This window comes from Sphaerisporangium sp. NPDC049003 (genome assembly GCF_043197795.1).
GTDB lineage: Bacteria > Actinomycetota > Actinomycetes > Streptosporangiales > Streptosporangiaceae > Sphaerisporangium.
In genome coordinates this window covers 1-26,992 of record NZ_JBICTU010000047.1, presented here as the reverse complement: position 1 = coordinate 26,992, position 26,992 = coordinate 1, and the positions used below count along the sequence as shown (strand labels likewise).

General features: G+C 68.7%; 9 protein-coding genes, 1 tRNA gene and 1 pseudogene. 5 read left to right on the top strand and 6 right to left on the bottom strand.

Going from position 1 to position 26,992, the window contains the following annotated elements:
- The first annotated feature begins 70 nt into the window (after window positions 1-70).
- The 3 genes and pseudogenes from ACGFIV_RS33690 to ACGFIV_RS33680 form a co-directional block, all read left to right on the top strand.
- Window positions 71-9,478 carry a hypothetical protein gene (locus ACGFIV_RS33690; RefSeq protein ID WP_392839055.1) on the top strand — a complete coding sequence of 3,136 codons (9,408 nt, stop codon included), beginning with the start codon at window positions 71-73 and terminating at the stop codon, window positions 9,476-9,478.
- A gap of 32 nt (window positions 9,479-9,510) precedes the next feature.
- Window positions 9,511-11,706, top strand: a complete 2,196-nt coding sequence (locus ACGFIV_RS33685) for a hypothetical protein (RefSeq protein ID WP_358560396.1) — start codon at window positions 9,511-9,513, stop codon at window positions 11,704-11,706.
- A gap of 506 nt (window positions 11,707-12,212) precedes the next feature.
- Window positions 12,213-12,530: pseudogene (locus ACGFIV_RS33680) on the top strand (tyrosine-type recombinase/integrase); the annotation flags it as partial.
- 64 nt (window positions 12,531-12,594) lie between these two features.
- Here ACGFIV_RS33680 and ACGFIV_RS33675 read toward each other — a convergent pair.
- Both ACGFIV_RS33675 and ACGFIV_RS33670 read right to left on the bottom strand, forming a co-directional pair.
- Window positions 12,595-12,732: transfer RNA gene (locus ACGFIV_RS33675), tRNA-OTHER, on the bottom strand.
- A 707-nt stretch (window positions 12,733-13,439) separates the two neighbouring features.
- Window positions 13,440-13,982 (bottom strand): hypothetical protein, encoded by a 543-nt coding sequence (locus ACGFIV_RS33670; protein WP_392839053.1) that lies wholly within the window; start codon window positions 13,980-13,982, stop codon window positions 13,440-13,442.
- A 687-nt stretch (window positions 13,983-14,669) separates the two neighbouring features.
- Between ACGFIV_RS33670 and ACGFIV_RS33665 the strand changes: the two genes are divergently transcribed.
- Window positions 14,670-15,809, top strand: coding sequence for a helix-turn-helix domain-containing protein (locus ACGFIV_RS33665; protein WP_392839051.1), 1,140 nt, complete (start codon window positions 14,670-14,672; stop codon window positions 15,807-15,809).
- Between the two features lie 445 nt (window positions 15,810-16,254).
- On the top strand, window positions 16,255-17,052 hold the full coding sequence (locus ACGFIV_RS33660; protein ID WP_392839049.1) for a hypothetical protein: 798 nt from the start codon (window positions 16,255-16,257) through the stop codon (window positions 17,050-17,052).
- Between the two features lie 91 nt (window positions 17,053-17,143).
- Here the strand turns inward: ACGFIV_RS33660 and ACGFIV_RS33655 are convergent, their stop codons facing one another.
- The 4 genes from ACGFIV_RS33655 to ACGFIV_RS33640 form a co-directional block, all read right to left on the bottom strand.
- Window positions 17,144-18,676 (bottom strand): ISL3 family transposase, encoded by a 1,533-nt coding sequence (locus ACGFIV_RS33655; protein WP_392839047.1) that lies wholly within the window; start codon window positions 18,674-18,676, stop codon window positions 17,144-17,146.
- Between the two features lie 457 nt (window positions 18,677-19,133).
- Window positions 19,134-20,219 carry a TauD/TfdA family dioxygenase gene (locus tag ACGFIV_RS33650; RefSeq protein WP_358559941.1) on the bottom strand — a complete coding sequence of 362 codons (1,086 nt, stop codon included), beginning with the start codon at window positions 20,217-20,219 and terminating at the stop codon, window positions 19,134-19,136.
- A complete protein-coding gene (locus tag ACGFIV_RS33645) occupies window positions 20,216-25,639 on the bottom strand; it encodes an amino acid adenylation domain-containing protein (RefSeq protein WP_392839045.1) in 5,424 nt (1,807 codons plus the stop codon). Before ACGFIV_RS33645 ends, ACGFIV_RS33650 begins: the two co-directional genes overlap by 4 nt.
- Window positions 25,640-25,667: 28 nt before the next feature.
- Window positions 25,668-26,992: amino acid adenylation domain-containing protein (locus tag ACGFIV_RS33640; protein WP_392839043.1), on the bottom strand; the 1,325-nt coding region annotated here is incomplete at its 5' end.

Sequence of the window (26,992 nt, the reverse complement as noted above, 5' to 3'; positions counted from 1 at the left end):
AGTTCTTCTTTAGGCCCCATCGCTAGACATGTCCCTCGTATGCCGTCTTTCGGTCTCGGGGGGTCTCGTGGTGAGGCAACGATTGGTCAGCGTCATGTGCGTGCTGGGGATGCTGGCAGGTCTGGTCACAGCCCCACCGCGGGTCGCCGTGGCGGCCACGCAACGGGATGCGGAGACCGCCGCGCTCCTTACCGCGGTCGAGCGCTTCGCCGCCGTCAGCAAGGGCATGGCCACGCTTGGTCCGATGGGGGAGCAGCTGCCTCTCGTCGGCCTGGTGCCCGGCGGTGCGGACGGCCTGGGCATGGGCGACCTGTTCGACGTGGCGGTGTACGACAAGATCAAGGGTCTCGCCAGCCTGTCCGACCTTCAGGACGAGTATCCGCTCCCGGGCCCGCGTACCGGTCGGCTGCTGGCGAAGGCGAGCACCGTGGGCGCGGTCAGGCGCCTGGACCTGACGCTGGAGGTCACCCGTACGGTCGCCAACAGGCCGCTCTCCGTCAGCAGCACCCAGCCCAGGGTCTCGCTGGCGACCTCCGGGGGAGTGGACGTCACGCTCAAGCTTGTCGCGAAGCTCCCCTTCGCCTACGACCCCGCCACCGGGTCCGCGTGGCTGGGCAAGGACGCCGTGCTGACGGTGCAGGCGGACGGACGGCTGGTGGCGGGAGCCAAGCCCTCGGCCGCCTTCGGCATCCTCGGCGTCGACCTGTCAGCCGGGTCGTCACTCTCCTTCACCTCCACGATCACCTCCGCCGCCTCCGACCCGGACGGCGACGGCAGGCTGGACCTGCGCGAGCTGGGAGCGGAGGGCGCGGCGGCCGGACTGTTCACCTTCTCCCGGAAGGGCTCGGCCAACGCCAGGCTGGAGGTCAAGGCCCAGCCGTTCGCCGGCGCCCAAGTTGAGGGCGCCACCGCGACCATCGACGTGACCTGGCCGGACCTCGCGACGGGCGGGCCGCAGGTGAGCGTTAGCCAGCCCGACCTGGACCGGCTCGGTCGCTTCCAGACACTCACGCCGAAAGACCTGCTCGACGGACTGGCGCATCTGTCCGGTGCGATCACCGCCGTACAGCGGGCCCGCTGGGCAGACCAGGGCAACCTGGACCTACCGTTCATGCGGGGTTCCCTGGCCGACGCGGTGCACATCTCAGAAGCCATCGACAAGTTCGTCGCCGACAGCGTCGACCGGAACACCGGCCAGCCCACCTTCACCTCGATCCAGGACCTGTTCGCCGCGCTCGGCAGGGCGCGCGCCCTGCCCGGTGGCGCGATCATCAAGGTCGTCGGCGCGGGTTACGATGACGCCACCAAGAAGATCGCCTTCACGCTCGTCGTCGACCGCTCGGTCAACCCCATCCCCGAGCCGCTCAACCCGGCCGGACAGGTCAGCAGCGGTGCGGGCACCGGTGTCACCTACACGGCCGAGACGCTCAGGCACAGCGGCCAGAAGTGGACGCCGGGCGAGTTCGCCGGCCGTATGGTCACCGCGGGCGCGTCGACCGGCATGGTGGTGGACAACACCGCCGACACCGTCACCCTCGCCGAAGACGGGTGGCGCGCAGGAGTGCCGGCGGCCGGGGCGCCGTACCGGATCGCCGCCGCCGACCCGATGATCGGCCAGGTGTCCTTCGGCGACACCTTCAAGGCCCGCGCGGGCCTCGACCAGGCGAACGCGGCCACCTCGGTCGCCGGGGTCATGCGCGGCTACCACGCCACCGCCACGGTCGTGCTCGACCTCAGCGACCCCGCTACCGGGCAGGCGTGCGCCACCCGGCCGGACGGCCAGCAGAAGGCGTGCCCCTACCGGCACACCAATCCGGATGGCAGCTCGACCGTGGTCGCCGAGCTGCCCCGGGCCGCTGACCGGATCATGCTGCGTACCGGTGGCGACCTGTTCGGCGCGAGTCTGTCGATCACGAGCCCGATCAACCTCAACGCCGTCGTCGGCTACCTGGGCGTGCAGCTCACCGGAGACCTCTCCATGACCAGCACAGGCTACGGCGACATGGTGAAGGTCACGCTCAAGGACGTCGGGGACGTACCGCTGACGCGGCTGTTCGAGCGTCTGGCCAGCGATCCCGCCCAGATCCTCACCTCTCAGGTGGATGCCACCGCCCGGGCCAGGGTGAACGTGGGCGTGCCCGGGATCGCGGACTTCTTCGGCGGCAGGGTCACCGGCGACGTGGAGATGCCGGACATCGGAAAGCCGGGCACGCTGGTCTTCCGCGGCTTCGACCAGATCGGCAAGGTCAAGGGCTTCGCCTTCGACCCCGACAACCCGCGGGCGCTGTTCGGCACGCTGCTCAAATCGCTCGGCGCGCTGGCCACGTACCTGGACCAGGTCAAGGGCAGCGGGCCGGTCGGCGAGGCGATGACCACGAAGCTGCCGCTCCTCGGCCGCTCGGTCTCCGACCTGGTCGCCGCCGAGGAGATGGGCTCGGGCCCCGGTGTCGTTTACGGCGACGGCGCCTGCGGGAGCGAGAACGGTTTCGTCACCGACCCCTCGCGCACGTTCACCCCGTCGTACCTCGGCCGCGGCGTGATCATCGGCACCCGCCTGATGGTCGTCAGGGCCGTGTGCGGCGAGCACACAATGGCGTTCACCGCGAAGTTCGGCCAGGCCCTTCCCGAGCCGGGCGCCGCCTACGCGCTCCGCTCGCCGCTCAGGGACGCGATCGACCGGCTGACCGCGGCCCCACCGGACACCGTGCAGGCGCTGGTGGCCGAGCTGAACAGGTCGCTGGGCGGTCAGGTCCGCGTCGCCTACGAGGACGGCGGGCTGCGGCTCTCGCTGGCGTACGACAAGAAGGCGGCGTTGAAGGAGCCGTTGCGCTTCTCCTTCGGAGAGCGCAGCCTGGTCGCCGCCTCCGGCTCGGGCACCCTCGACGCCGCCGTCAACGGCCAGGTACGGCTGGGCCTGCGCATGGCCCTCAAGCGCGACTTCGATCTCGCCCGCGACCTGCTCGTCGAGACCGACTCCAGCCTCGACCTGGAGACGAGCGCGCGGCTCGACGGCACCATCAAGGCGAACATCGGCCCGCTGCCCGTCTCCGTCGGTAAGGCCGGCGACGACCCGATGCAGGCCAGGCTCGCGTACGGCGTGAGCCTCCGCTACGACGGCGAGGACGGCGAGTCGCAGGAGGCCGTACCTCCGGCCGACTTCTTCGCCGGGCTCGGCGTGTCGCTCAACGAGACGAGCGAGTCGGTCACCTGCGACCGCGACCCCCTGCGCGACGAGACCGACCTGGCGTTGTGCGCTGTGCTGCCCGCCTACCTCAACGGCCGCCCGATCACCGAGGACGGCAAGCACGCGCTCATCCTGCGACTGCCCAGGGTCGCTCCGCTGGCCGAGATGTTCGATCTGACCACGAAGCTGCCCGGCGACATCGACCGGCTGGAGCTGCCCGCCTTCGACTTCTCCACGCTGCCCGCGGGGCTGGAGCTGGACTGGACCAACCTGGGCGACGGCATCGACCGTTACCTGACCGCGCTGGAGACCGGCATGCGCACCGCCTCCTACGGCGGCAAGTTGCCCCTGGTCGGCCACGACCTGCAGCAGGGTGCGGACTTCGTCGGCGCCAAGCGCCAGGAGATCAAGGTGGCGGTCGCCAAGCTGCCGAACGGCGGCCGGGTGCCCACCGGCAAGAACTTGCGCGACTGGTACAACGCCGAGCTGGCCCCCAAGGTCGGCCCCGGTGTGCAACCGCTGATCACCTGCGTGCAGGTGCCGGAGCCCAGCGACCCCACCGCCTGTGACGCCGCGAAGGGCACCGAGCTGACCGGCATCAAATTCACGATCGACATCGGCAAGGGCGTCGTCGACCCCCAGCAGGGCTGCGTCGAAAGCTGCGTGGGCCTGGAACGGCAGCTGGACATCGGGATCCCCGGCCTCGCGTTGCGCCAGGGCTCGGGCAAGGGCGTACGGGCCGAGGCCGGCTGGTCGGTCAAGGCCACGGTGGGCCTGGACCGGACCAGCGGCTTCTACATCGACGCCACTTCCGACAACCGGCCGCGGGCCAACCTCGGCGTGAACGTGTCGCTACCGGAGGAGATCAACGCCAAGCTGGCCATCCTCGACGTCACCCTGAAGAACCGCACACCGAAGTCTCCCGACTTGTTCGCGGGCACGTTCACCGTCGGGCTCAAGCCGGTCGGCCGGATCGGGCTCCAGCAGCTCGCCGACGCCGGGGACCTGGTGGAGACCTCGCTGCACGCCAACGCCGCCATCGACTGGCGCTTCACCGTGACGCCCGGTTCCCCGATGTTCCCGGGGCTGTTCGGCGACTTCCACCTGGCCTGGGACCTCACCAAGGCCGGCGGCCCTGACCCCGACGACCTGTCCATCGCCTTCACGAACGTGAACCTGGAGGCCGGCGACTTCTTCCGCACCGTCCTTGGTCCGGTGGTGACGCAGGTCAAGCGGGTCACCGACCCCGTGCGCCCGGTGATCGACCAGCTCTACGCGCCCATCCCGGTGCTCTCGGATCTGAGCCGGTCCGCGGGCGGCGGCGACGTGAACCTGATGACGATCGCCAAGAAGTTCAACACGCTGGGCGGAAACAGTACGACGCAGTTCATCGAGCGGGTGGTCGAGATCACCAAGGTGGTCTCCGCCCTGCCCGACTGCCGCGGCGAGCTGCACATCCCCATCGGTGGCTTCTCCGTGGCCGGCGACAAGGCGCTCACCACGCAGAACTCGCCGGACGTGGCCGACTCGCTGATCACGGACATGGCTCCCGCGACGGAGGACCTGTTCGCGGCGCTCGACCAGGGCGCCAGGACGTGTGACAAGGGCCATGCCGCGAAGGCCGCGCAGGAGCAGGGGCCCATGCAGCAGTCGGCGAAGGCGGGCTTCAGCTTCCCCGTGCTCGGCAATGCCGGCCGGTCGATCTTCAGCCTGCTCATGGGCAAGGACGTCGAGCTCGTCGAGTTCGACTCCGGCCCGCTGCGCCTGGGCTTCACCTACAGCCAGTCCTTCGGCCCGGTGTACGCGCCGCCCCCCATCATGGTGGTCATCTCCGGCACGGCCGGGGTCGAGGCGCGGATCAAGGCGGGCTTCGACACGTATGGCATCCGCAAGGCGATCGAGCAGGGCCAGGTCGATCTCCAGGTCCTCGACAGCCTGTACCTGAAGACCACCGACGAGCGAGGCCGCCCACTACCGGCGATCACCCTGTCCGGCCGTCTGGAGGCCGGAGCGGCGGTGGACCTGTTGCTCATCAAGGGGGGCGTGAGCGGAGGAATCTCCCTGGGCATCTCGATGACCTGGGCCGATCCGACCAACGACGGCAAGTTCAGGTTCTACGAGTTCGCCGGGGTCCTGCTGCGTAACCCGATGTGCCTGTTCGTGATGGACGGCAAGCTCAGGGTCTATCTCAAGGCATGGGTGGAGCTCGGGGTCTCCATCTTCAAGAAGCGTTACGACTGGACGATCGTCGAGGCCACGCTGCTCGACTTCTCGGTCCGGCCGAAGTGCGATGAGGCCCCGCCCAAGCTCGCCACCGAAAGCGGCAGCGCGCTGGTGCTGCACGTCGGCGCGATGCGCGGGGCCAGGGGCGGCAGCAGCGCCAAGCCGAGCGACGCCGCCGAACAGTGGACGGTCAGCCAGCTCCCCGGCGACGAGGGGTTCGTGGTGAGCGCGCTCGGCGTCCGCGAGGAGCACCGTGCGGCGGGCATGGACCGGGTGCTGGCCGACGGCCGCGCCGCCAAGGGCAGCATCCGGCTCGTCTTCCAGGGGTACGCCGACGACTCCGGCACGCCGTATCCGTTCGATCGGAAGATCGTCGCCTTCGGCGGCGACGGCGACGACCTGATCCTGGCCGGCGCAGGAAGCAACGTGGTGGACGGCGGTAAGGGCAACGACCAGATCACCAGCGCCGACCAGTACGACGAGCAGGGCACATCGGTCGCCATCGTGGCCGGCGGCCCCGGGAACGACTACCTGACCGTAGGCGGCGCGGGCGGCTGGGTATCCGGTGACGGCCACCTCAACCCCGGCAGCCGGAGGGTCGGCACGGTCGAGGTCGCCGACTGGAACGCCGAGGGCCTGCCCGGCGCGCCGGCGGACGGCCCGGACGACGGCGACGACCGGATCGCCGCCGGACTCGGCCGCAACCGGCTGTGGGGCAACGGCGGGAACGACACCATCGGCGTGGCCTCCGACAGCCCGCTGGCCGCCACCGACCCGTCGCCCCGCTTCCGCGCCCAGCCGAGCCTGCTGGTCGGCGGGCCCGGTGCCGACATCCTCACCGGCGGTTCCGCCGCCGACGAGATCTACACCGGACCGCAGGAGGAGTTCGGTCCCGACGCGCCGGGACCGGCCGACTCGGGGCCGAACTACGTCGACACCGGCGCGGGCGACGACAAGGTCTACGGCAGCCAGGCCGTCGATCTGGTCGCCGGACGCTCCCTTCCCGGCGAGACCGGGCGCGTGTTCGGCGGCGGCGGCGAGGACGTCCTCGCGGGCGGCTACGGCAAGGACGAGATCTTCGGCGGCCCCGGCGACGACTGGGTGATCGCCGAGCCGTCCGACGTCGGCGAGGCGGAAGGCCGTGACGACTACGGCCCGGCCCGGGTGGTGCGGCACCTGCCGCTGCCCGCGGGTGTGCAGCCCTCGGCGAAGCTGCTGGTCGGCGGCGACGGCGACGACCACCTCGTGGGCGGCGACGGCGGCGCCACCATCTTCGGCGACCGGAGGCGTGAAGAACCCTGCGAGGAGGCCGTCGCGGACGGCGACGGCCGCGACCTGGTGATCGGCGGCTCCGGCAAGGACATCGTCTCGGCCGGTGGGGGAGACGACCGGGTCGAGGCCGGCGGCGGTCAGGACCGTGTCTGCGGCGAACGGGGCGACGACACCCTGTACGGCGGAGCGGACGACGACTTCGTCAGCGGCGGCTCCGGTGACGACACCGCCTACGGCGACGACGGAGCCGACGAGGTGACCGGTGGCACAGGCGACGACACCCTGTACGGCGGAGCGGGCGACGACTCGGTCGTGGGCGAAACCGGCGAGGACACCCTCTTCGGTGGCTCCGGCGACGACCTGGTCGTCGGCGGCAGCCGTACCGCCGGAAAGCCCGACGGCGCCGACACCCTGTACGGCGACGCCGGAGCCGACCGCCTGGTCGGTGACAACGGCGACGCCACCGGTTCCTTCGACCTGGACGGAACGCCGGAGGAGGCCGGCGGTCCGGACGTGATCCACGGCGGGGACGACGCCGACACCGCCTTCGGCGGGATCGGGGACGACGAGGTGCACGGAGACGCCGGCGACGACCACCTGGAAGGCGGCAACGGGGCCGACCAGGTGTCGGGCGAGGCCGGTGAGGACGAACTCGTCGGCGGCGGATCCGGGCCGCACCCCGACGCGGGCGACACTCTGCTGGGTGGTGACGGACCGGACGTGATCGCCGGTGACAACGCCGTCCTGAGCACGTCCGGCACGGCCACCCCGGTCGCCGTACGGCCCGGCCAGCTCCACACGCACCGGGTGGAGCTGCTCTCGGGCGGCTCCGGCGCGGACGTCGCCGACGGCGGCGCGGGCAACGACGCGATCTTCGGGCAGGGCGGTGCCGACCGGCTGCGCGGCCAGGAGGGCGACGACTACGCCGAAGGCGGCCCGGGCGTCGACTGGGTCGAGGGCGACCAGGGCGACGACGACGTGGTCGGCGGATCGCACGTCGCGGCGGACGACGCCGCCGACGCGCTCTTCGGCGGACCCGGCGACGACGTCGTCCTGGGCGACAACGGTCAGGTGAGGCTGTCGGGCGGCCCTGCCCGGGCGACCATCCGCCTGGGCTCGGCCGGCAAGCCGATGACTCCACGGGCCGTCACGCTGCTGGGCGGCGGCTCGGGCGACGACCGTATCTCCGGCGGCTCGGGAGTGGACGTGCTGTGGGGACAGGGCGGCGACGACTACATCTCCGGCGGCGCCCAGGATGACTACGCCGAGGGCGGCAGCGGCGCCGACCAGATCCGCGGCGATCTCCCGCTGTCGGCCAAGTCCGCCCAGACCACCAGCGAGCCGCTCGGCGACCCCGGCTGGAAGGGGGTCGCCAGCGGGCAGGCGGAACTGGAGGGCGAGGACGCCACGCCCGGCCAGGACGATCTGATCGGCGGCTCGTCCCAGCCGGGCGCGGACGACAAGGGCGACGCGATCGAGGGCGGCGGAGGGGCCGATGTGCTGCTCGGCGACAACGGCTCGCTCGTCCGCACCCTGGTCGGAAACGGCGAGCGGGTCTACACCGAGCGCTACGGCGCGGGGCAACCGCCCGCCGACGCCACGCGCAGCCGTACGCACGACCCGGCGCTGCCCGGCGACTCCACCCGGTTCTGCACCCAGGCCCAGGCGACCTGCGAGCCGGAAGGCGCCTTCGGCGCCGACCGCCTCTACGGCGACGCCGGCGACGACGGGCTGTGGGGTCAGGACGGCGACGACCGCCTGTACGGCGGAGCAGGCAACGACGACCTGTTCGGTGAGCTCGGCGACGACGAGATGTACGGCGGCGAGGGCGACGACGCCATGCTGGGCGATCGCGGCGGCGTGGTGAACGAGCGGATCGACGCGGGGGACGCCCAGCGCCTCGGCTTCACCGTCACCCTCAAGTCCCCGCCCAAGGAGACCTACCGCGGCTTCCTGCTCGGGGCCTATGACCGCCGTACGGACCTGCTGCACGACGCGGACGGCGACACCTGGGTGAGCGCGGCCCTGCCGCACGACGGCTTCGCGAAGGGCGGCGACGACCGCATGCGGGGCGGGCCGGGACGCGACAGCATGCACGGCGGCGCCGGTGACGACCTGATCAACGGCGACAGCGGCGGCGACGAGGTTTTCGGCGACGACGGCGCGGACGTGATCTGGGGAGGCAAGGGCTGCGACCCCGTCCTGGACGCCGCGACCGCCGACTGCCGGTCCGGCGGCGTGTTCGACCCGGCCGCGCGGGGCACCGATGACCGCTTCGTCGACCACGTTTTCGGCGGCGCCGGGGCCGACCTGCTCGACTACAACCCGCGCGGTTCCTACCCGGGCGACTGCGCCCCGGGCCGCATGCCGGAAGGCACCCTCACCACCGTCGTGGACCCCTGCCTGTGGCACCGGATGACGGACAAGGACAACGCCTCCACCACCGACGACCAGCACCACCAGGGCGTCGACTGGCAGTACGGCGGCGAGGGCCGGGACGTGCTGCAGGGCGACCGCACCGCCAACGGGCCCAACCCCGGCGACAAGATGATCGACTGGAACGGGAACTTCAACCTTTTCACCCACTGCGGCCCGGCCAACGGCGGGCACAACATCGTCCGCGAGCACTCCCCGGCGATGCTCGACTTCCTGGCCAAGGTGGTCTGGGGCTCCGGCGCGGGCCGAAGCTTGGGCGACGCCTCGGGCGTGCGGGAGCTGGCGATCCCGGAACACGACAGCGGCCCGCCGTACCCGACCTCACCCGGACACTTCGACTCGCCCGTGGCCTGCGCGCCCTAGAAGGGAAATCGTCAATGTTGCGTCGTTTATTGATGGTGGTGTTGTTGGCCACCGGCCTTGCCACCGGAGGGGTGGCGGCCCAGGCGGAGACCGTGTCCGGCCGCGCCGCCGCGGAGCGGTGCGTGCCCGGTGACTGCTTCGCCGTCACCGCGGTCCTCGACCGGGCCCCGGCCGTGGGGCAGACCGCCACGCTGACCGTCACGGTCACCGCCAAGGAGAAGGCGGCTGACGTGCGGGTGGTGACGGACCTGCCCGGAAACCTGCGTTGGGTGAGCCCGCCTGATGGGATGAGCCGGGGCCCCGCGACGATCGGGCGCACTCGCCTGGACCGCGCGAGCCGTACCGGCCCGATGCGGAAGAACGAGCGGGCGAGGTACGTCGGCACGGTGCTGGCCACCGAGCCGGGCCCGGCCGCCGTCAACGTCCACGTCAGCGACGGGCGGCCCGGCCCGGGTAGCGAGGCGCTGGCCTACCTCACCGTCGGGAAGGAGACGTCCTTCTTCGGCGGGGCACGACCCGCGTCCACCGCCCCTCCGCGTGCGGTGGGGGTCGCGGCGGACCCGGACACCTGCGTGCGGGGCAGGATCACGTACCTGACGGTCGGTGGCGCCATCCGGGGTGTGCCCAAGATCCGGATGAACGCCGTGGGCAAGGACGACGTGGGTGGGGACAAAATCCTGGCCCGCGGCCTGACGGACGACCAGGGCGACTACGAGTTGTGCTTCGCTGGACGCGATGTCGGTCAGGGCATTTACGTGGTCGGCCACGCCTACAACGACTACTGGGCGGTCGCGGATCCGACGACCACGGTCACCCACTCGTTCCAGACGCCGGTCACTCCCGATGTCGAGGCGGGCACCAGGGACACGGTCATCGACTACCTTTCCACGCCCGGAAGCAAGGCCGAGGGCTGGTTCCGGATCTTCGCGGCCGCGTACGACACCTGGAAGGCGTACACCGGCTGGGCAGGGAACCCCGGAGGCTGCTGGGTCGCCGGCGCTTCACCCTGCCGCCCGGCGGCCATCATGTGGGCCCCTTACGACATGATCCCTAGCGCCTATTACAGTACCAACAACGACACCATCTACCTGAGCGCGCAGCATCAGCTCGAGAACATGACCGTGGCCCACGAGCTCGGCCACTTCATCATGGACTACGTCTACGCGGACGTGTTCCCGGCGAATCCCTCCTGTGCCAACCACTGGCTTGAGAAGATCACCTCGCAGGGGTGCGCCTGGACGGAGGGGTGGGCCGACTGGGTGGCGCTCCAGACATACGGGGAGACCCACTACCGCTGGGGGCCGTTGGACCCGCCGGTCGACCTGGAAAGCCCCACGTGGAACAGTCCCGGGTGGGTGGTGATCGACGGACCCGAAGTCGAGGGCCGGGTGGCCGGCGCGTTGATAGACCTCGCCGACGATGACCCGAGGAACGAGATCTACTGGGACCTGTCCTCGGAGGGCCCGGAAAAGATCGTCTCCGTTGTCACGGCGACGAAGCCGAACACCGTCGTGGAGTTCAAGAACGCTCTGTTGGCGGTGGTGCCCACGCCGGGAGGGAAGTCGAACGTGCTGGCCACCCTCTACCAGAACACCATCGATGGCCTGTTCTACGAACCGCTGCTGGACAGGGTCGAGCTCAACCGTCCGAACGCTTCCTACTCCATCACCACCACACGGCCCACCTGGTCGGTGGTGGCCGCGCTTACCGTGGAGAATCCGGCCAACGACGTCAACGTGACCATGTTCAAGTCCGAGACCAGCGCGGAGAACGTTTCGAGCAGACTGCCCGGCAGTGATCAGCCGGACTTCATCGCCGTCGACGCCGCGTCCGGTCCACGGAGCCACGTGGCCTGGGCCCTGGGGCCTGACGCCACGGAGTCCTACCTCGTCGAGTTCGCCGAGTCGGAGGGCTCGCTCGCGCCGCGAACCTCCACCCAGCTGTCCATGGAGTCGGCCGACGTCGTCGAGATCCGCACGGCGGACCTCACCGCGAACACTCCGGTGAGTTTCACCGTCACCCCGCTGGATGGCCAGGACCTCGACGTCTTCACGATGGCGCCCAACTCCGCCAAGTGGGCGAGGCCGAGATCCGACGCGAAGGGCGCCTTCGGCAAGGGGCCGGGCATAGCCGAACGCCTCACCGTGACGCCGAGCGTGACCGGCACCTACGCCGTGATAGTGATCCAGAAGAGTGGGAGCGGGCGCTTCACCCTGGCCCGTTCCTGACCAGGCGGTGCCGCGCATTCTCCAGCGCGGCATTTCCCCCACCGAGTCCCGGCGATTCCCTTCGAGCACGGAGGCTGATCGCCGGGAGGTCGGCCCGCCGGCGGAGACGGCGTGGGGGGGGGGGGGGGGGGGGGGCGCCCCCCCCCCCCCCCCCCCCCCCCCCCCCCCCCCCCCCCCCCGCCCCACAGAGCCACGACCCCCCCGGCCACACCCCCTCCGCCGACCACGACCCACCCGCCCCACCCCCCCCCCGCCCGCCGCGTTCCCCCCCCCCCCCGGGCGGCGGGGGGGGGGGGGGGGGGGCCCGGCGGGGGGGGGGGGGGGGGGGCGCGGGCCCCCCCCCCCCCCCCACGACCGCTCGACCAGGCAGAGACGCCGATTCTCGAGTTCCTGGCGGTTACTGCTGAGAGCCTGAGCGTGCGTCTCCTGCCTGGGAGCTTGACCGTGAAGGCGAAAGGAGCCGTTCAGCCAGGTGAAATGAGTGGGCCGAAGACAAGGATCCTCACGTCTTCACGACGGGCCTCGGACGGCCGATCTATCCCGACACCGTCACCCAGCTCATCAGGGACCTTGTGAAGGCCTACAACGCCGCGTCTAAGGGACAGGCGCTGCCGTTCGCCCGGCTGCACGACCTCCGCCACGTCCACGCGACGACGCTTCTCCTGGCCGGCGTGCCGGTGCATGTGGTGGCCGCGCGCCTCGGTCATGCCGACCCTGCGATCACGCTCAGGGTCTACGCCCACGTGATCCGATCGGCTGAAGCGTCGGCGGCTGACGCGTCGGCGGCTGACGTCTTCGCCCAAGCGCTGAAGCCGGCCCCGTAGGCCAGTGTTAGCAGAAGTGTTAGCAAACACCCTCGGACGAAGGTCAATCCGAGGGTGTTTTCGCTGGTGGGCCGCCAGGGACTCGAACCCTGAACGTACGGATTAAAAGCTCGGACGATCATGGTTCCAGACGGTTCAATGCAGGTCAGCGGGTACGCGCGGTCTGCCCTGAACATCTCTGGACCACCCTGAACTGCAACCCAAACTGCAACCCCCGCGGTTGGGACCTTCCGTTTTCAGGAGTAGGCACCGTGATCGTCGACCTCCGCGTCATCGTCTTACCTTGGCTTGGAGTGGTCGCTGACGTGTGGGTGAGTGAGCCGGTGTGCGCCTGGGTTGATGTATCGGAGCGCGTTGGAAGAGCCAGGACAGCTCACGCGGCGACGGCCCCCGCCTGCCTGATCATCCTGTCGCCGTCGTCCCACCCGCCAGAAGGGTGGGCTAGGGTCAGGGCCCAGGTGGAGCGGGTGATGGGGATCGAACCCGCGCCGTCAGCTTGGGAAGTCTCTACGCGCCATGGCCGCTGACCAGGCAGAACGCTGACCTGCGGGGGAGTGGGATGAGTACCCGTGGCTCCCTGTAAGTCCCCCTTGATCCCTCTGCTGACGGGCACGCAACGGGCACGACGTGATGAACTGACCGCTTCCTTATCAGAACCATCCGGTACGTGATCAGAAGCTTGTGTCCTGCTCCGAAGTGGTGTCGGGCGGTGGTGATCGTGAGCGGCTGTGTGGGGCCGTTGCAGTACGCGTTGCAGTAGTCCGCAGTCCCCTGGTCCTCCCCGTCTTCCTTGTGCTGATCCCCAGGGCGAGGCCCCACGCTGCCGAACACTCAGACCCGCAAGGCACGCGATCGCCACGCGGCAAGACCTTCGACGACGCCACCGCGCTCTGCTGCCGGCTCCGAGGCTTACTCCACCCACCACCAGCCATTCCCCAGGTCGCGGATCGGTCGGCCCACGTCCCCTTCGGCAGTCTGGATCAGGAAGTCGTTGCTGGGCCGGCTCGGAAAGTAAGCGAGACCCGACCCGATCTCTGATCTCCACTCATCCACGTAGATCGGCAGATAGAGCCCGTGATTCTGCGCCTGGACTTCTCCGTCGACCGATAGGTACTTCATCCACCAGGGAGGGGCGAGAGGCCTCCCCTCCCGATAAGCAGCGGCGAGCTCGGCGAAGCTTCCCTGGTGAAGTCGCAGCGTGCTGTCGATGAACGTGGTTCGCCAATCGACTCTCCAGATAACCGCCCCAAGCGTTATGGCGATGATCAATGCGATCGCTGCTCGCGCGTACGTCTGGACCGAGAGGTACGAGATGACTGCAGTGAAGGTCCAGAGGCAAGCCCATACCCAGCCGAACGTGTTGACCAGCCAGCTGAACAACCAGATCTGCCTGTAGAGCGGGATCTGCAGGTAGTTGGCGGCGATCAGGAAGATCCATCCGAAGGTGGCCATGAGGACGGTCCACTTGGACCAGCGGGCGGACTTCAGTTGAGACATCGGCACGGGCAAAGTGTCCCGGCCGTCCTCCCTGAGCCGCTACAGACCAAGCAGGAGTTTCACGCTATTTGCACCACTTCTACACATCCCGCCCAACGACTCTGCGTACGAATGTGACTGCCAATGTCAACCCCCTAATACTTGGGCCAGACTTTGGTCATCGTCCATCACAGCGCACGAGTGGAGCCTAGCGGATTCGAACCGCTGACACCCTGCTTGCAAAGATGCCTACCAATCTTGCTGGACCAGCGAAGACGTAGCTCAGCGCACTGATCGCGTTCCCCGTGACTCCCCGCTGTTCCCCCTTGTTTCCCGTCCCATCGGGCACGCCACGGGCACGGCGGTAGTCTCATCAATGACAGTCTCCGGCATTGCGCCGCCCCTCCCCGCAGGGGTATGGCTTGGTGTGCCAGGCCATAGGCGATCGGGCACGACGCCGGGAGGCTGGATAGCACTGGAGACCGTCCTCACTCCTGCGCAACAGGGAGGCAGCGACTCGGTTACCTCCTGGTGATTGGACATGGCGGCTACCAATCACCGCCCCGCTGCCATCTGAGGTCGAAGCCCTTTGCTGACGCCTTGCGGCCATGGGATGGGAGAAAGCCTTGAATTAGATCAAGCTACGAAGGCATGATGGGGTTCATGGGCGGACTGGCGAAATCTAAAACACTTGTCGTTGATGGATACACGATCAACGGAACCTCTCATCTCGATATAGAGCTAGAATTTGATGATATAGGGTATTGTCCTGCAAGAATAAGCACCCTAGCATCTCAGACGATTTCCAGAGCGCAAGAGTTTTATCGCACCCACCCCCAAAATGATTGGACGGAAACTTCCGATACCCCTATCGATTCGGTTAGGTTCAACGATGATGGCGGAAAAGCGCCATGGGATGAGGCTACGGGCGTCTACGTGGATTTCTATTCGGAGTCCAAAATCGTAGCCCTCTTTATATTATCTACGCTACCGGGGATGATGCACCGGAATCTAAGAAGTATAGTCACTCCTGTGTTGATGCGTTACGGCCTCCGTCTTGTCGAGGTCGAAAGTATGAGCGAAGATTTCACCAAGGATGAGGAAGTTCGCGACGGCTCAAGACATTGGGAGATTCATGCTTTAGTCGAGTCTCCCGCTATCACGATAGCCGATATATATAGAGCGCGTAGGGAAATGAGCTACGCTGCCTTCTTCACGGACGAGGCGATTGCAGTACCCGAAGTCGCTTTCCAGCTTGCCTCTTCAGGAAATGTCGCCGACCTTTTGGGGCGCGACGAATCTCAAACGCTTGAAGTCAAACGCTCGGCCTATGACCTGCAAAACAAGCCCGAAGCGCAGTGGAAGATCGAACTGGCTCAGGACGTGGCTAGCTTCGCTAACGCTGAGGTTGGCGGGCTGATAGTGATCGGCATAGAGACTAAGCAGGTCGGAGACGTAGAAAATCTGAAGAAAATCCACCCCCTGCCATCGGATCCGGGTAGAGCCAAGCGGTATCGGGACGTAGTCAATGGTCGCGTCCATCCCCCTATTGACCGTCTTCGGATTGAGTCGGTGGAAATAAGTGGAGGGGAGGTGCTCTGCATCCTAATCCCCACTCAAAAAGAGGAGGATAAGCCTTTCATCGTGGAAGGAGGGCTCATTAAGGGCAAGACTAAAGGTCGCGCTTTTCATATTGTTCGACGCAGAGGTAGCGATACTATGTGGATTGGAGGTCGCGAGCTCCATGCGATGATTCTCGCGGGCCGTGCTCTGTTGCGCTATGGAAGAATCTCAGATCAGTAGTACTGGTAGCGAGCGGACGTACGTTTCGGCCACTTTGCGGCTCGGTGGGCCGGGGCTGAGGAACGAAGTCCCGGACCTTCGATCGCCCCCCACTCGGTACGGTGGCCGGCCACAGCCTGGCGATCGTGAGTCCTGCATATGTGCGGCTGCGCGCCCCTGGTCGGCGGGTGAGGTTTGGTGCGGCGAGTGCTGTGTACGGCGGGCGGCCCTGAGTCCCGCCGCCGTTCGGGACCGGCGCCCACGCCGCACGCCCGGACGGCGGGCGGGCGGCGGGCCGTGCGGCGGCGCGGAGCGCTGCCGCCTTGATACTCACAAGAACAATTCGGCAGATCATCGTGCTGTACTGTCCCGAGTGTCCCGTCCCCGGACCCACTTGATAGTGGAGTCCAGTAATGTATTTGACAGGTGCCATTGCTGGCCAATTTTTCGGCCAGAGGAGGTTCTTGTGGAGTTCGATTCTGATGCGGTTGACCAGAATGCCGAAGGCGTCGCGGACCAAGGGAGTGGGAAGCGAGAGTTTCTTGACACGCAGATCATTTCCTATGCACTAAAGGGAAAGATCGATGTTCCGGCTGTAGAGGGCCGACTCATTGCCTCAGCGACAGCGCACGAGCTTCTTCGCACCTGGGACAAAGAAGAAGGTGACGTTGCATATTATATCCCAGTGCCTAGTATCAGAATTCGAGAATTAGCTAGCTCTAGGCCAAAGCATCACCCGCCGCGCAAGCAATCTACAGATTTGCTGCCGCTCTACCTAGGTGAGAACGAGCTCAGTGTCGTCGAGTATGGCCACCTTGCAATATCGCTACTTATCAATAGCCAAGAGGTTGACCTGCTGCTCTACTGCACTCGCCATCTAGACAAGCATCGCAGAGATGTTGCTCTGCGGTATTTTGAATTTCTGACACAGCACTCGATTAGATGCATTGCCGCCACGAGCAAAGTCGTCCCTGACGTTGTCGAGCTGTTTCGCAAATTTCGGGCGAGGTTTTCACCTAAGGGCGACTTTCGCAACACTTTGAATGACATCCTGGTTCTTGCAACCGCCCTGAATGTCGGTGCGCCACTGTTGACCAGAGACGGAGTGCTCAATCGCTTTGCCAGTGAATACTACGGAACGCCTCTCATTGCAATGGCTGACTATGTCAAGATAGATTTCGGTCATACATCTGCCCGGCGAAGAATTTCTCGTGACAGTAAGGGATACATAAACCGCCCATGGCGTTCGAAACTAATTGAATGAGGACTCGAGTACAGCGGTCTTCGGTCCCTCCGGGCCCATCCCGGGACTGTACAGTCTTCGGCTCTGTCTCTCTTTCGGTGGTGACGGAGGGTTAGGCCAAGAGAATGCGGTGGCGGAGCAACGCGAAGCTGGCCCGGCCGTGCATCTGGCGCATGATGCGCTTGGTCTTCGTGTTGACGCCTTCGGTGCCGCCGTTATGAAAGGGCAAGGTGACGGCCGCGCGGACGGCATCGCTGTCGTGGTCGAGGCCTCGGATGAAGGCGTGCAGGTGAGGCAGATCGGCGGTTCGGGCGGTGGTGATCCACGCGGTGAGACGCTCGGCGTTGCCCTCGTGTGGCCGCAACAGGTCGGCGAAGCCGCGCACGAGCTCGGCCAGGTCGATCATCTCTGGGCAGGCGGTGGTGAGGTCGTGCAGCAAGCGGCGGTGCTCGTCCTTGAGGTTGTCGGGCCGGGTGAGCACAAGGCGAGCAAGGCGGCGGGGTGAGATGGGCAGGCGGTCGGCTTCGACACGGCCTTGGGTGATGTAGCGGTAGAGGAGGTTGAAGCTGCCCTGGTAGCCGAGGGCTTTGATCTCGTTGAACAGGTGCAGGACGGGGACTGCGGGGTCGTCGGATCGGCGGCGCCGGAGGTGGTCGCGGTAGGGGTCGACGAGGGTAGGCCGGTATTGCGGGGCGCGTTGCAGGCGTTCGGGCTCGGCCACGCGGGCGTAGCGTTTGACGGTGTTGAGGGACACGTTCAACCGGCGGGCACATTCCAGCAGGCCGACGCCTTTGCCGAGCAGGTCGTGGACCTGGTGCCAGCGCTCGCGGGTGGTTTTGGCGCGCTTGCCGTCCTGTATCGGCGGTCCGGCCTTGGCCCAGCAGGCACTGTGTCCGGCTACTTCTTTCGCGACGGCCTCACCCAGGCCGTGCCATAGATGCCAGCGGTCGGTGACCTGGACAGCTTGCGGTAGCGCGCGGCGGACGGCTTCGGCGTAGGCGCCTGAGCCGTCCCGGCACACCACCTGCACTCCGGGATGAGCACGAAGCCAGGCCTCCAGGACATCGGCGGTGCGGCCGGGCAAAACGTCGATACGCTCGCGCGTTTGGGCGTCGATCAGCACGGTGGCGTAGCGGTGACGCCGGCGCAGCGCGAAGTCATCCACTCCCAGTACACGGGGCACCCGAGACTGGGGCGAAGGCATGCGCAGCAGAAGGCGCAGCGCGGTGTGCCGGGACAGGCCAACAGCCAGAGCGGATAAAGCGCGCACGCCGGCTCGTCCAGCCAGTTCGCGGACCACCGCACCGATCTGCGAGGTCAGACGCGGGGTGCGCCGCTGGTAACGCTCCAGTACGCCGGGCAGTTGTTCGCGGAAGGTCTGGCGGCAGCCACGCGTCGGGCAGACCAGGCGGCGAACCTGCACCACCACCAGCACACGGCGTGCATCGACCGGGACATCAGCAACGGTCCGGTCGTGATAGCCGTGCACCCGCGCGGTCTCAGCCCCGCACCCCGAGCAGGCGACCGACCCGTCCGGAGTTCGCGCCCGCACTCGGATCCGCTCACCCTCGTCCACTACGTCCTCCACCACCAGCGGCGACAACCCCGAAAAGATCACGCTCACAAGCTCATCAAGATCAAGCATGACTCACTGTGACGCAGCCGAACCTTTCGTCACCACCGAATCTGCGACAGAGCCGAAAGAGAGACAGAGCCGTTGGCTGGACAGACCCGACCTCACACGGGAGAAGAAGCAGGCCGCCAAAGCGCGCAAGGCCGCTGCGCGGCACAAGAAGGAGGCGGCCTAAGAGCCTGCTGACAAAGGGATTTGGCGTCGAGGTTCGAGTCAGGAGACCGCCGGGGTGTGGTCATTTTCGGGTCGTTGACCCGTGAATGGGAGCGGGCTCCCGGTAGCTGAGGTGTTGTCTAAGCAGCTCAGCGGCCAGGAGCCCGTGGTTGTCTGTCCGCGTCCTCGAACGCCGCCTCTACGGTTCGAGGGGATTGCCACCGGGCAGCCGTACCCCAGGATGAGGGGCCGGGCGGGCCGGGACGGATCCGCCGTACGGCCGGAGTGCCAGGAGCGGCGGGTCAGGAGCGGCGGGTCAGGAGCGGCGGCCGAACCAGCGGCGCGCCTTCGCAGGCTTGGCGGCCTCCCTGGTCCCCACTCCCACCCCGGCCGTGGCCTTGGCGAAGCCGGCCTGCGGCTGGACGGTCGGGGCGCAGGTGTCCAGGGGGACCGGGTCGCCCATGGTGACCACGATCTTGCGGGGCCCCTTGAAGGACTCGCGGGCGTGGGCGGCGAGGATGTTGTCGACGATCAGAATGTCACCCGGCCGCCATGTCTCCCTGACCGTCGCCTGGCGGTAGGCCGCGTCGATGGTCTCCACGTCCTCCCTGGAGATCGGCTCGCCGTCGCCGTAGGCGGTGTTGAAAGGCAGGTTGTCGTGGCCCAGGTCCTCCAGGAACACCTCACGGATCTCCGGGTCGAGCGCCCACTCGTTCCAGAAGACCGTGTGGTTGAACCAGACCTCCTCGCCGGTTCCTGGGTGACGGATGGTCGCCGAGCGGCGCTGCACGGTGCGCAGCTGGTCGCCGCCGACCCACTCGTGGGCGATGTGGTTCTCCGCGCAGTAGGCGGCGACCTCGTCCCTGTCCTCGGTGCCGAATGCGGTGCGCCAGCCGAGGCTGATGTGGTCGCCGTAGTTGCGCACCAGGGACCAGCCGTGCGCGCGGAACCGGTCGGCCAGCGGCTCCGGGATGCTTCTCAGCACCTTGCGCACGTCGGTCACCGGGGTCGCGCCCCCCTCGTCGGGGGCGATCAGGCAGCCGAACATCAGCAGCCCGGGGAAGCTGAGCGCGTAGCTGTTCTCGTTGTGCGGGCGGATCGTCTGGGACGGCGGCAGGTCGGTGGAGGAGTAGACGTCCTTGCCGAAGTGGCTGCGCGGGGTGGCCTTCTCGACATATCCGGCGAGTTTGGCGATCAGGGCGTCGCGTACCTCGGCGAAGTCCTCCACGCCCTTCACCGGCAGCCCTCGCAGGTAGAGGGCGCCGTGCTCGTCCAGGCCCGCACGGATGGCCTCACGGTTCTCCCGCAGCCAGTCGCAGGTCTCGCCCAGGTCCGAGCCCTGGGCGTCGGCCGCAGCGGGCCTGCCCTCCCTGATCTCCCAGGCGATGGTGGTGGTGTTCACGATGCGTGGGTCCTTTCCAGCTCTTCGATGCCGATGAGGTCGTCGGGCTTGGCGTCGGGCACCTCGTCGTCGAAGCGCGCCAGGGTCCCGATCCGGGTGGCGGCGAGCACGAGCAGCGCCATGCAGAGCCCGCACAGCAGGTAGAGAAGCCCGATCCCGCGCCCCGGCCCGGTGCCGATGATCGCGCCGAGGGTGTCCGCGAGCGGGCCGCCCACGGCCAGCAGCGGATCGAGGAGCGGGCCGGCGAGGGGGGCGATGACGCCGAAGCCGATCGGCACGGTGGCTGCGGCGATCATGGTGTTGACCGCGATGATCCGCCCCTGGAAGCGGTGCGGCACCTTCACCTGGATGATCGTCATGATCGTGCCGTTGATCAGGGCCAGCGCGAAGGACATGCCGAAGGCGCCGACGCCGATCAGCCAGAGGCTGGGCCGCAGTCCAGTCAGCACGCCGGCGACCGCCATCAGCATCGTCGCGGCGATCACGCCGCGCAGCCTGCGGTGGGTCGGGCCGCCCCACAGGCTCATGACGACGCCGCCGGTGATCGCGCCCGCCCCGGCCGCGACCGCGACCGCGCCGGCCGCCTGAAGCGGGGCGAAGGAGAGGACGAGCGGCGAGACCATGACGAACATGGGAGCCAGGAAGAGGTTCACGCCGGCGAAGAAGAACAGCATGCCGCGGAAGCTCCGGTGTCCCAGCGAGAAGCGGAAGCCGCCTGCGATCTCGGCCGAGATCGGCTCACGGCGGCGCAGCCCCAGCGTGGTGGGGAACTTGACGAACAGGACCACGACGATGGCGAAGGTGTAGGCCGCCACCTGGATGGTCAGGATGCCCTCCAGCCCGATCGAGGCGAGCAGGCCGACCGCGATGAGGGGGACCAGGAACTGGGCGGTGCCGATCGCGAGCTGCACGATGCCGTTGGCGTGCCCGAGGTAGCGTTTGGGCACCAGCTGCGGGATCGACGCCTGGTAGGCGAGCCGCTGGAACGTCACGGAGACCGAGACGACGGCTATCAGCGCGTAGAGCGGGCCGACCGAGAGCCGGTCGGTCAGCAGCAGCGTGAGCATCACCGCCTGTGTGACTCCCGACACCAGGTCGCCGGCGATCATCACCCGCCGCCGGTCGTAGCGGTCGACCACCGCGCCCGCCAGCGGGGCCACGATGATGCCCGGCACCAGGGCGAGCAGGGCGATGAGCCCGAAGTGGGCCAGTGACCCGGTGATCGTGTAGATCCAGATCGGCACCGCGAACTCGGTGAGGGCCGACCCGGTGAGCGAGACGAGCTGCCCCAGCGCGACGGGCAGGAACCGGCGCATGCTCGGCTCGCGCTCCTCCCGCACGGCCCGCCGCTCCACGCTGTCCTGGAGCCACCAGGTGCCGCCCGCCTCGCGCGAGTGCGCCTCCCGCCAGGCCGCGTCGGCGGTGTGGGTGCCGGTGAGGATCTGGGCGAGCTCGTCGGCGCGATACTTGGGGAAGAAGTGCCCGGCCTCGTCTATGACGACCAGCGACGAGGAGTCGGACAGGAAGCACCACTCCTTGAAGCGCTCCTGGTAGAACTCGGTGCTCGGGTCGCGCTCGCCGACGACCGAGATGATCGGCGCTCTCAGCCGGGGCTGCTCGGTCCCCAGGATCCGGGTGAAGTACTCCTCGGCCATCCGGCCGTCCCGGCGCATCAGCTCGACGGTGAAGGCCACCTGCTCCTCGTCGAGGCCCGTCATGTCGCCGCCGAGCGCCCGCAGCTCGGCCGCGATCGTGCGGGTGCCGTACAGCCGGTCACTGATCAGTTTGCTCAGCGGGCCGAGGAAGCGGCCCCGGGGCCGGGCGAAGGGGAAGATGCCGCCCAGGTAGAGGGCATCCAGCTCGCGTCCCGACGCCTCCATGCGCCGGGCCAGCTCCACGGCCAGCGCGCTGCCGGGGGCGCAGTGCCCGTAGATCACGATCGGGCCCCGGAGATGCTCGGCGATCTCCTCGACGCAGAGCGCCGCCACATCCTCGAAGGAGAGCTGTTCCTCCTCGCCCGGCTCACGTCCGGGGGCGGCGACCGCGTAGAGGGAGTAGCCGGCGGGCATCGCGTCGGCGAGCGTCTGGTAGACGACCGCGTTGGCGCCGCCGTACGGCACGCAGATGACGGAGCCGACCCGGTTCTTCGGATCGATCGGGCGAGTCAGCTCGGCCAGCATCCGGCGGGGGGCGGCCGTCTCGCCCTGGCGTTCGGTGACGAGCCTGGCGAGCTCGGCGACCGTGGGGTGCTGGAACATCTCCAGCACGCCGATCGGCGGCCTGCTCTCGGGGAAGGCCTTGCGCATTCTCGCCACGACCTGGGTCGCCAGCAGCGAGTGGCCGCCGAGGTCGAAGAAGTTGTCGCCGGTGCCGACCCGTTCGAGGTCGAGGACGCCCGCCCAGATCGTGGCGATGGCCTCCTCGGTCGGGTCGGCCGGGGCGGTGTAGCCGGGCCGCTGGTCCAGCCGCTCGGGTTCGGGGTCCGGCAGAGCCCTGCGGTCCACCTTGCCGTGGGCCTGGAGCGGGAAGCGGTCGAGCCAGGCGAAACGCCCGGGGACCATGTAGTCGGGCAGCCGGTCGAGCATGTTCGCCCGCAGCTCGGACACCGGGGACTCCTGCGCGCCCGGCTCCTTCTCCAGCCAGGCGACGAGGTGGTCGCCGCGCAGGTCCACGACGCCCTGGACGACTCCGGGGAGCGTGCCGAGCGCGGCCTCGACCTCGCCGAGTTCCACCCGGTAGCCGCGGATCTTCACCTGGTGGTCGGTGCGGCCGAGGAATTCCAGCCGCCCGTCGTCGAGCCTGCGGACCAGGTCGCCCGTGCGGTACATGCGTGCTCCGGCCGCGCCGTACGGGTCGGCGACGAAGCGCTCGGCGGTCAGTGCGGGGCGGCCGAGATAGCCGCGGGCCATGGTGTCGCCGCCGATGTAGAGCTCGCCCGCGACACCCGGCGGCACCAGGCGCAGCGCCTGGTCCAGCACGTAGACGCGGGCGTCGGGGAGCGGGCGGCCGATGGGCCAGGCCGTACCGGCCGCGGGCGCCTGGGGGTCCACCCGCTCGGTGGTCACCGCGACGACCGTCTCGGTGGGGCCGTAGCTGTTGAAGATCGCGCAGCCCGCGCGGGAGGCCAGATCGCGGACCCAGGCGGTCGGCGACGCCTCGCCGGCCAGGACGAGCGCGCGGCGCGGCAGCAGCCGCTCGGGCTCCACCTCCGCGCCCAGTGCGGCGAGGTGAGAGGGCGTCATCTTCAGGTAGTCGAGGCGCGGCACGGCGTCGGCCAGCTCGGGCGCGGAGCCGCGGCGGGGCAGCTGGTAGAGGGTGCCGCCGTTGGTGAGCGGCAGGTAGAACATCAGCATGCTGAAATCGAAGGCGAGCGACTGGAGCAGCCCGAAGGCGGCGTCGGGCACGATGTCGTATTCCTCGCGGATGTACTCCAGGTAGGCCACGATGTGCCGGTGCTGGACGCCGACGCCCTTGGGCCGCCCGGTGGTGCCGGAGGTGTAGATCACGTAGGCGAGGTCGCCGGGGCCGGCGAGCGGTTCCAGCGGCGTGTCGTCGCCTTCGTCGGCCAGCCGGTCCAGCTCGACGACCGTGCCGGTGAAACCGGCCGCCCGGTCGCGCAGCGCCGAATCGGTGATCAGCACGACGGCCGACGAGTCGGCGAGCAGGAACTCCAGCCGGTCACGTGGCTGCTCGGGGTCGAGCGGCAGGTAGGCGCCGCCCGCCTTGAGCACCGCGAGGATCGCGACCGCGGCGTCCACGGTCCCGTCCAGGCAGATCGCGACGCGCGCGTCGGGGCCGACGCCGGAGTCCCGCAGGTGCCTGGCCAGCCGGTTGGCCCGGCGGTGCAGCTCGGCGAAGGTGAGCGAGCGCTCCCCGGCGACGAGGGCGACCGCGTCCGGGGTCCGCGCCGCCTGGGCCTCGGCCATCTCGCCGAGCGTGCGGTGCGCGGGCCGCCAGGTGCGGGTGCCCGCCCAGTCGCCGAGCAGCGACTCGCGCTCCTCCTCGTCGAGCAGCGACACCTCGGACAAGCGGTGGTCGTGGTCGGCGACGGCACCTTGGAGGAAGAGCCGCATCGAGCGCTCGATGCGCTCGACGGACGCGGGCTCGAACAGGTCGGTGCGGTAGGTGAAGAAGCCGCTCAATCCTTCGTCGGTCTCGTTGACGTACAGCGCCAGGTCGAACTGGGTGACCGCGAGCGGCGAATCGAACGGGCTGATGTCCAGCCCGGCCACGGTCGTGGCGCGGACCGCCTGGTCGGCGAGCGCAAAAGTCGCCTGGAAGATCGCCGAACGGCTGGGGTCCCGCTCCCTCCGCAGGTCGTTGACGACCCGGTGGAAGGGATGGTCCTGGTGCGCGAGCGCGCCGAGCACGGTCTCCCTGGTGCGGAGCAGGTGTTGGGCGACGGTCGGGTCGTCGCCGGTACGGCTGCGCAGGGTCACCATGTTGACGAAGGCGCCGACCACACCCTCAAGCTCCTGGTAGGGCCGTCCGGCCACCGGTGAGCCCACCGCGAAGTCGTCCTGGCCCGCGTGCCGGGCGAGCACCGCCTGGTATGCCGCGAGCAGGGTCATGTAGAGCGTGGCGGTGTGTGCCCTGCCGAGGTCGCGCACGGCCCTGGTCAGTTCGGCGTCCCAGGTGAAGGCATGGACAGCGCCGTCGAAACTCTGCTCGGCCGGGCGCGGCCGGTCGGTGGGCAGCTCCAGGTCGGGCAGCCCGGCGAGCTGCTCGCGCCAGAAGGCGGCGTCGGGCTCGACGGAGGGCCCCGCCAGCCGCGCCTGCTCCCAGGCGGCGAAGTCGCCGAACTGGACGGCCGGTTCGGGCAGCGCTGCGGGCGTGCCCTCGCGGAGCCCGCCGTACAGCTTGAGCAGCTCGTCGACCATGATCTCCAGCGACTGGCCGTCGCTTACGATGTGGTGGACGACGAGCAGGAGCACGTGGTCGTCCGGCCCGATGCGGATCAGCGACGCCCGCAGCAGCGCGTCGGCCGCCAGGTCGAACGGCCGGATCGCCTCCTCGCCGACGATCTCGGCCGCCCGCTCGGGGGTCTCCGATTCGGTGATCTTCAGCGTGACGGGCCCAGGCTCGTCGACGACGACCCTCGGCTGCCCGTCCTGGGTGGTGGGGAACCGCGTCCGCAGGGCCTCGTGCCTGGTCACCAGCGCCGTCAGCGCCTTTTCCAGCAGCGTGACCTCCAGTTCGCCCCTCAGGCGCATGGCCACTGGGAGCGTGTAGGCGACGTTCCCCGGAGCGAACTGCTCCATGAACCACAACCGCTCCTGCCCGCTGGACGGCGGCGGCTCGGTCCCCGCGGCGCGGGGCCGGACGGTGGTGCTCGCCGCTCGCGAGCGCAGTCGCTGCGACAGGAGGGCGCGTTTGTCGGCCGTGAGAGTGACGGCGCGCTCCGACAGCTGCTCGGTCATCGGGACTTCTTCCTTTCATGAGGGGGAACTACGGGATCTGTCCTTCGATGTCGGCGATCAGCAGCGCCTCGACGGTGTCGGCCAGCTTTTCGACCGTGGGATGGGTGAAGACCGCGTTGACCGGGATCTCCAGGTCGACGGCCGCTCTGACCTTGGCGGCGACTCTGATGGCCAGCAGCGAGTTGCCGCCGAGACCGAAGAAGTCGTCGTGCACGCCGACCCGCTCCAGCCCGAGCACCTCGGCCCAGACCTCCGCGACCAGCTTCTCCGCCTCGGTCCTGGGCCTGTGCGTCGCGGCGGCCGGCTCCTGCCACACGGGCGCGGGCAGGGCGTGGCGGTCGACCTTGCCGTTGTGGTTGAGCGGGAGGGCGTCCAGGACGACGAAGGCGGAGGGAACCATGTAGGCGGGGAGCGTCTCCTCGGCGAAGCGCCGCACCTGGCCGGAGAGGTCGGTTTCCGGTGCTGAGGTGTCGCCGGGGACCAGGTAGGCGACCAGGCGCTTGTCCCCGGGGTGGTCCTGCCTGGCCAGGACCACGATCTGGGCCACGCCGGGGTGCCGGGCGAGGGTGGTCTCGATCTCGCCGAGCTCGATGCGGAAACCGCGGATCTTGACCTGCTGGTCGGCCCGGCCGACGAACTCCATGTTCCCGTCGCCGCGACGCCGTACCAGGTCGCCCGTGCGGTACATGCGCGTTCCGGGTTCGCCGTAAGGGCAGGCGACGAAGCGTTCGGCGGTCAGGTCCGGGCGGCCGAGGTAGCCGCGGGCCAGGTGCTCTCCGGCGATGTAGAGCTCGCCGGGCACGCCGGTGGGCACAGGGCGGAGCCTGTCGTCCAGGACGTAGGCACGTGTGTTGTCGAGCGGACCCCCGATGGGGACGGCGCTTGAAGACGGTTCCGCCACCCGGTAGGAGAGCGCGAACGTCGTCGTCTCGGTGGGACCGTAGCCGTTGTTGACGACGCCACCGGCGAGGACGACCCGCTCCACCGCAGCGGGAGACGCCGCCTCACCGCCCTGCCACAGTTCCGGTACGGCGGCCAGCACGGCGGGCGACTCCTCGGCCAGTGCGTTGAACAGGCCGGTCGTCAGAAACACCCCGGACACCCGCTCCTGGCGCACCGCCCGTTCCAGGGCGGGGGCGTCGAGCGGGCCGGGTGGGGCCACGACCACGGTCCCGCCGTTGAGCAGCGGCACCCACAACTCGTAGGTGGAGGCGTCGAAGGCGAGCGCGGAATGCGCCAGCACCCGGTCGTGCCCCCACCAGAGGCGGTCGGCGGCGAAGGCGGCGACATTGTGGTGGGTCACCGCGACGCCCTTGGGCACCCCCGTCGACCCCGAGGTGAACATCACATACG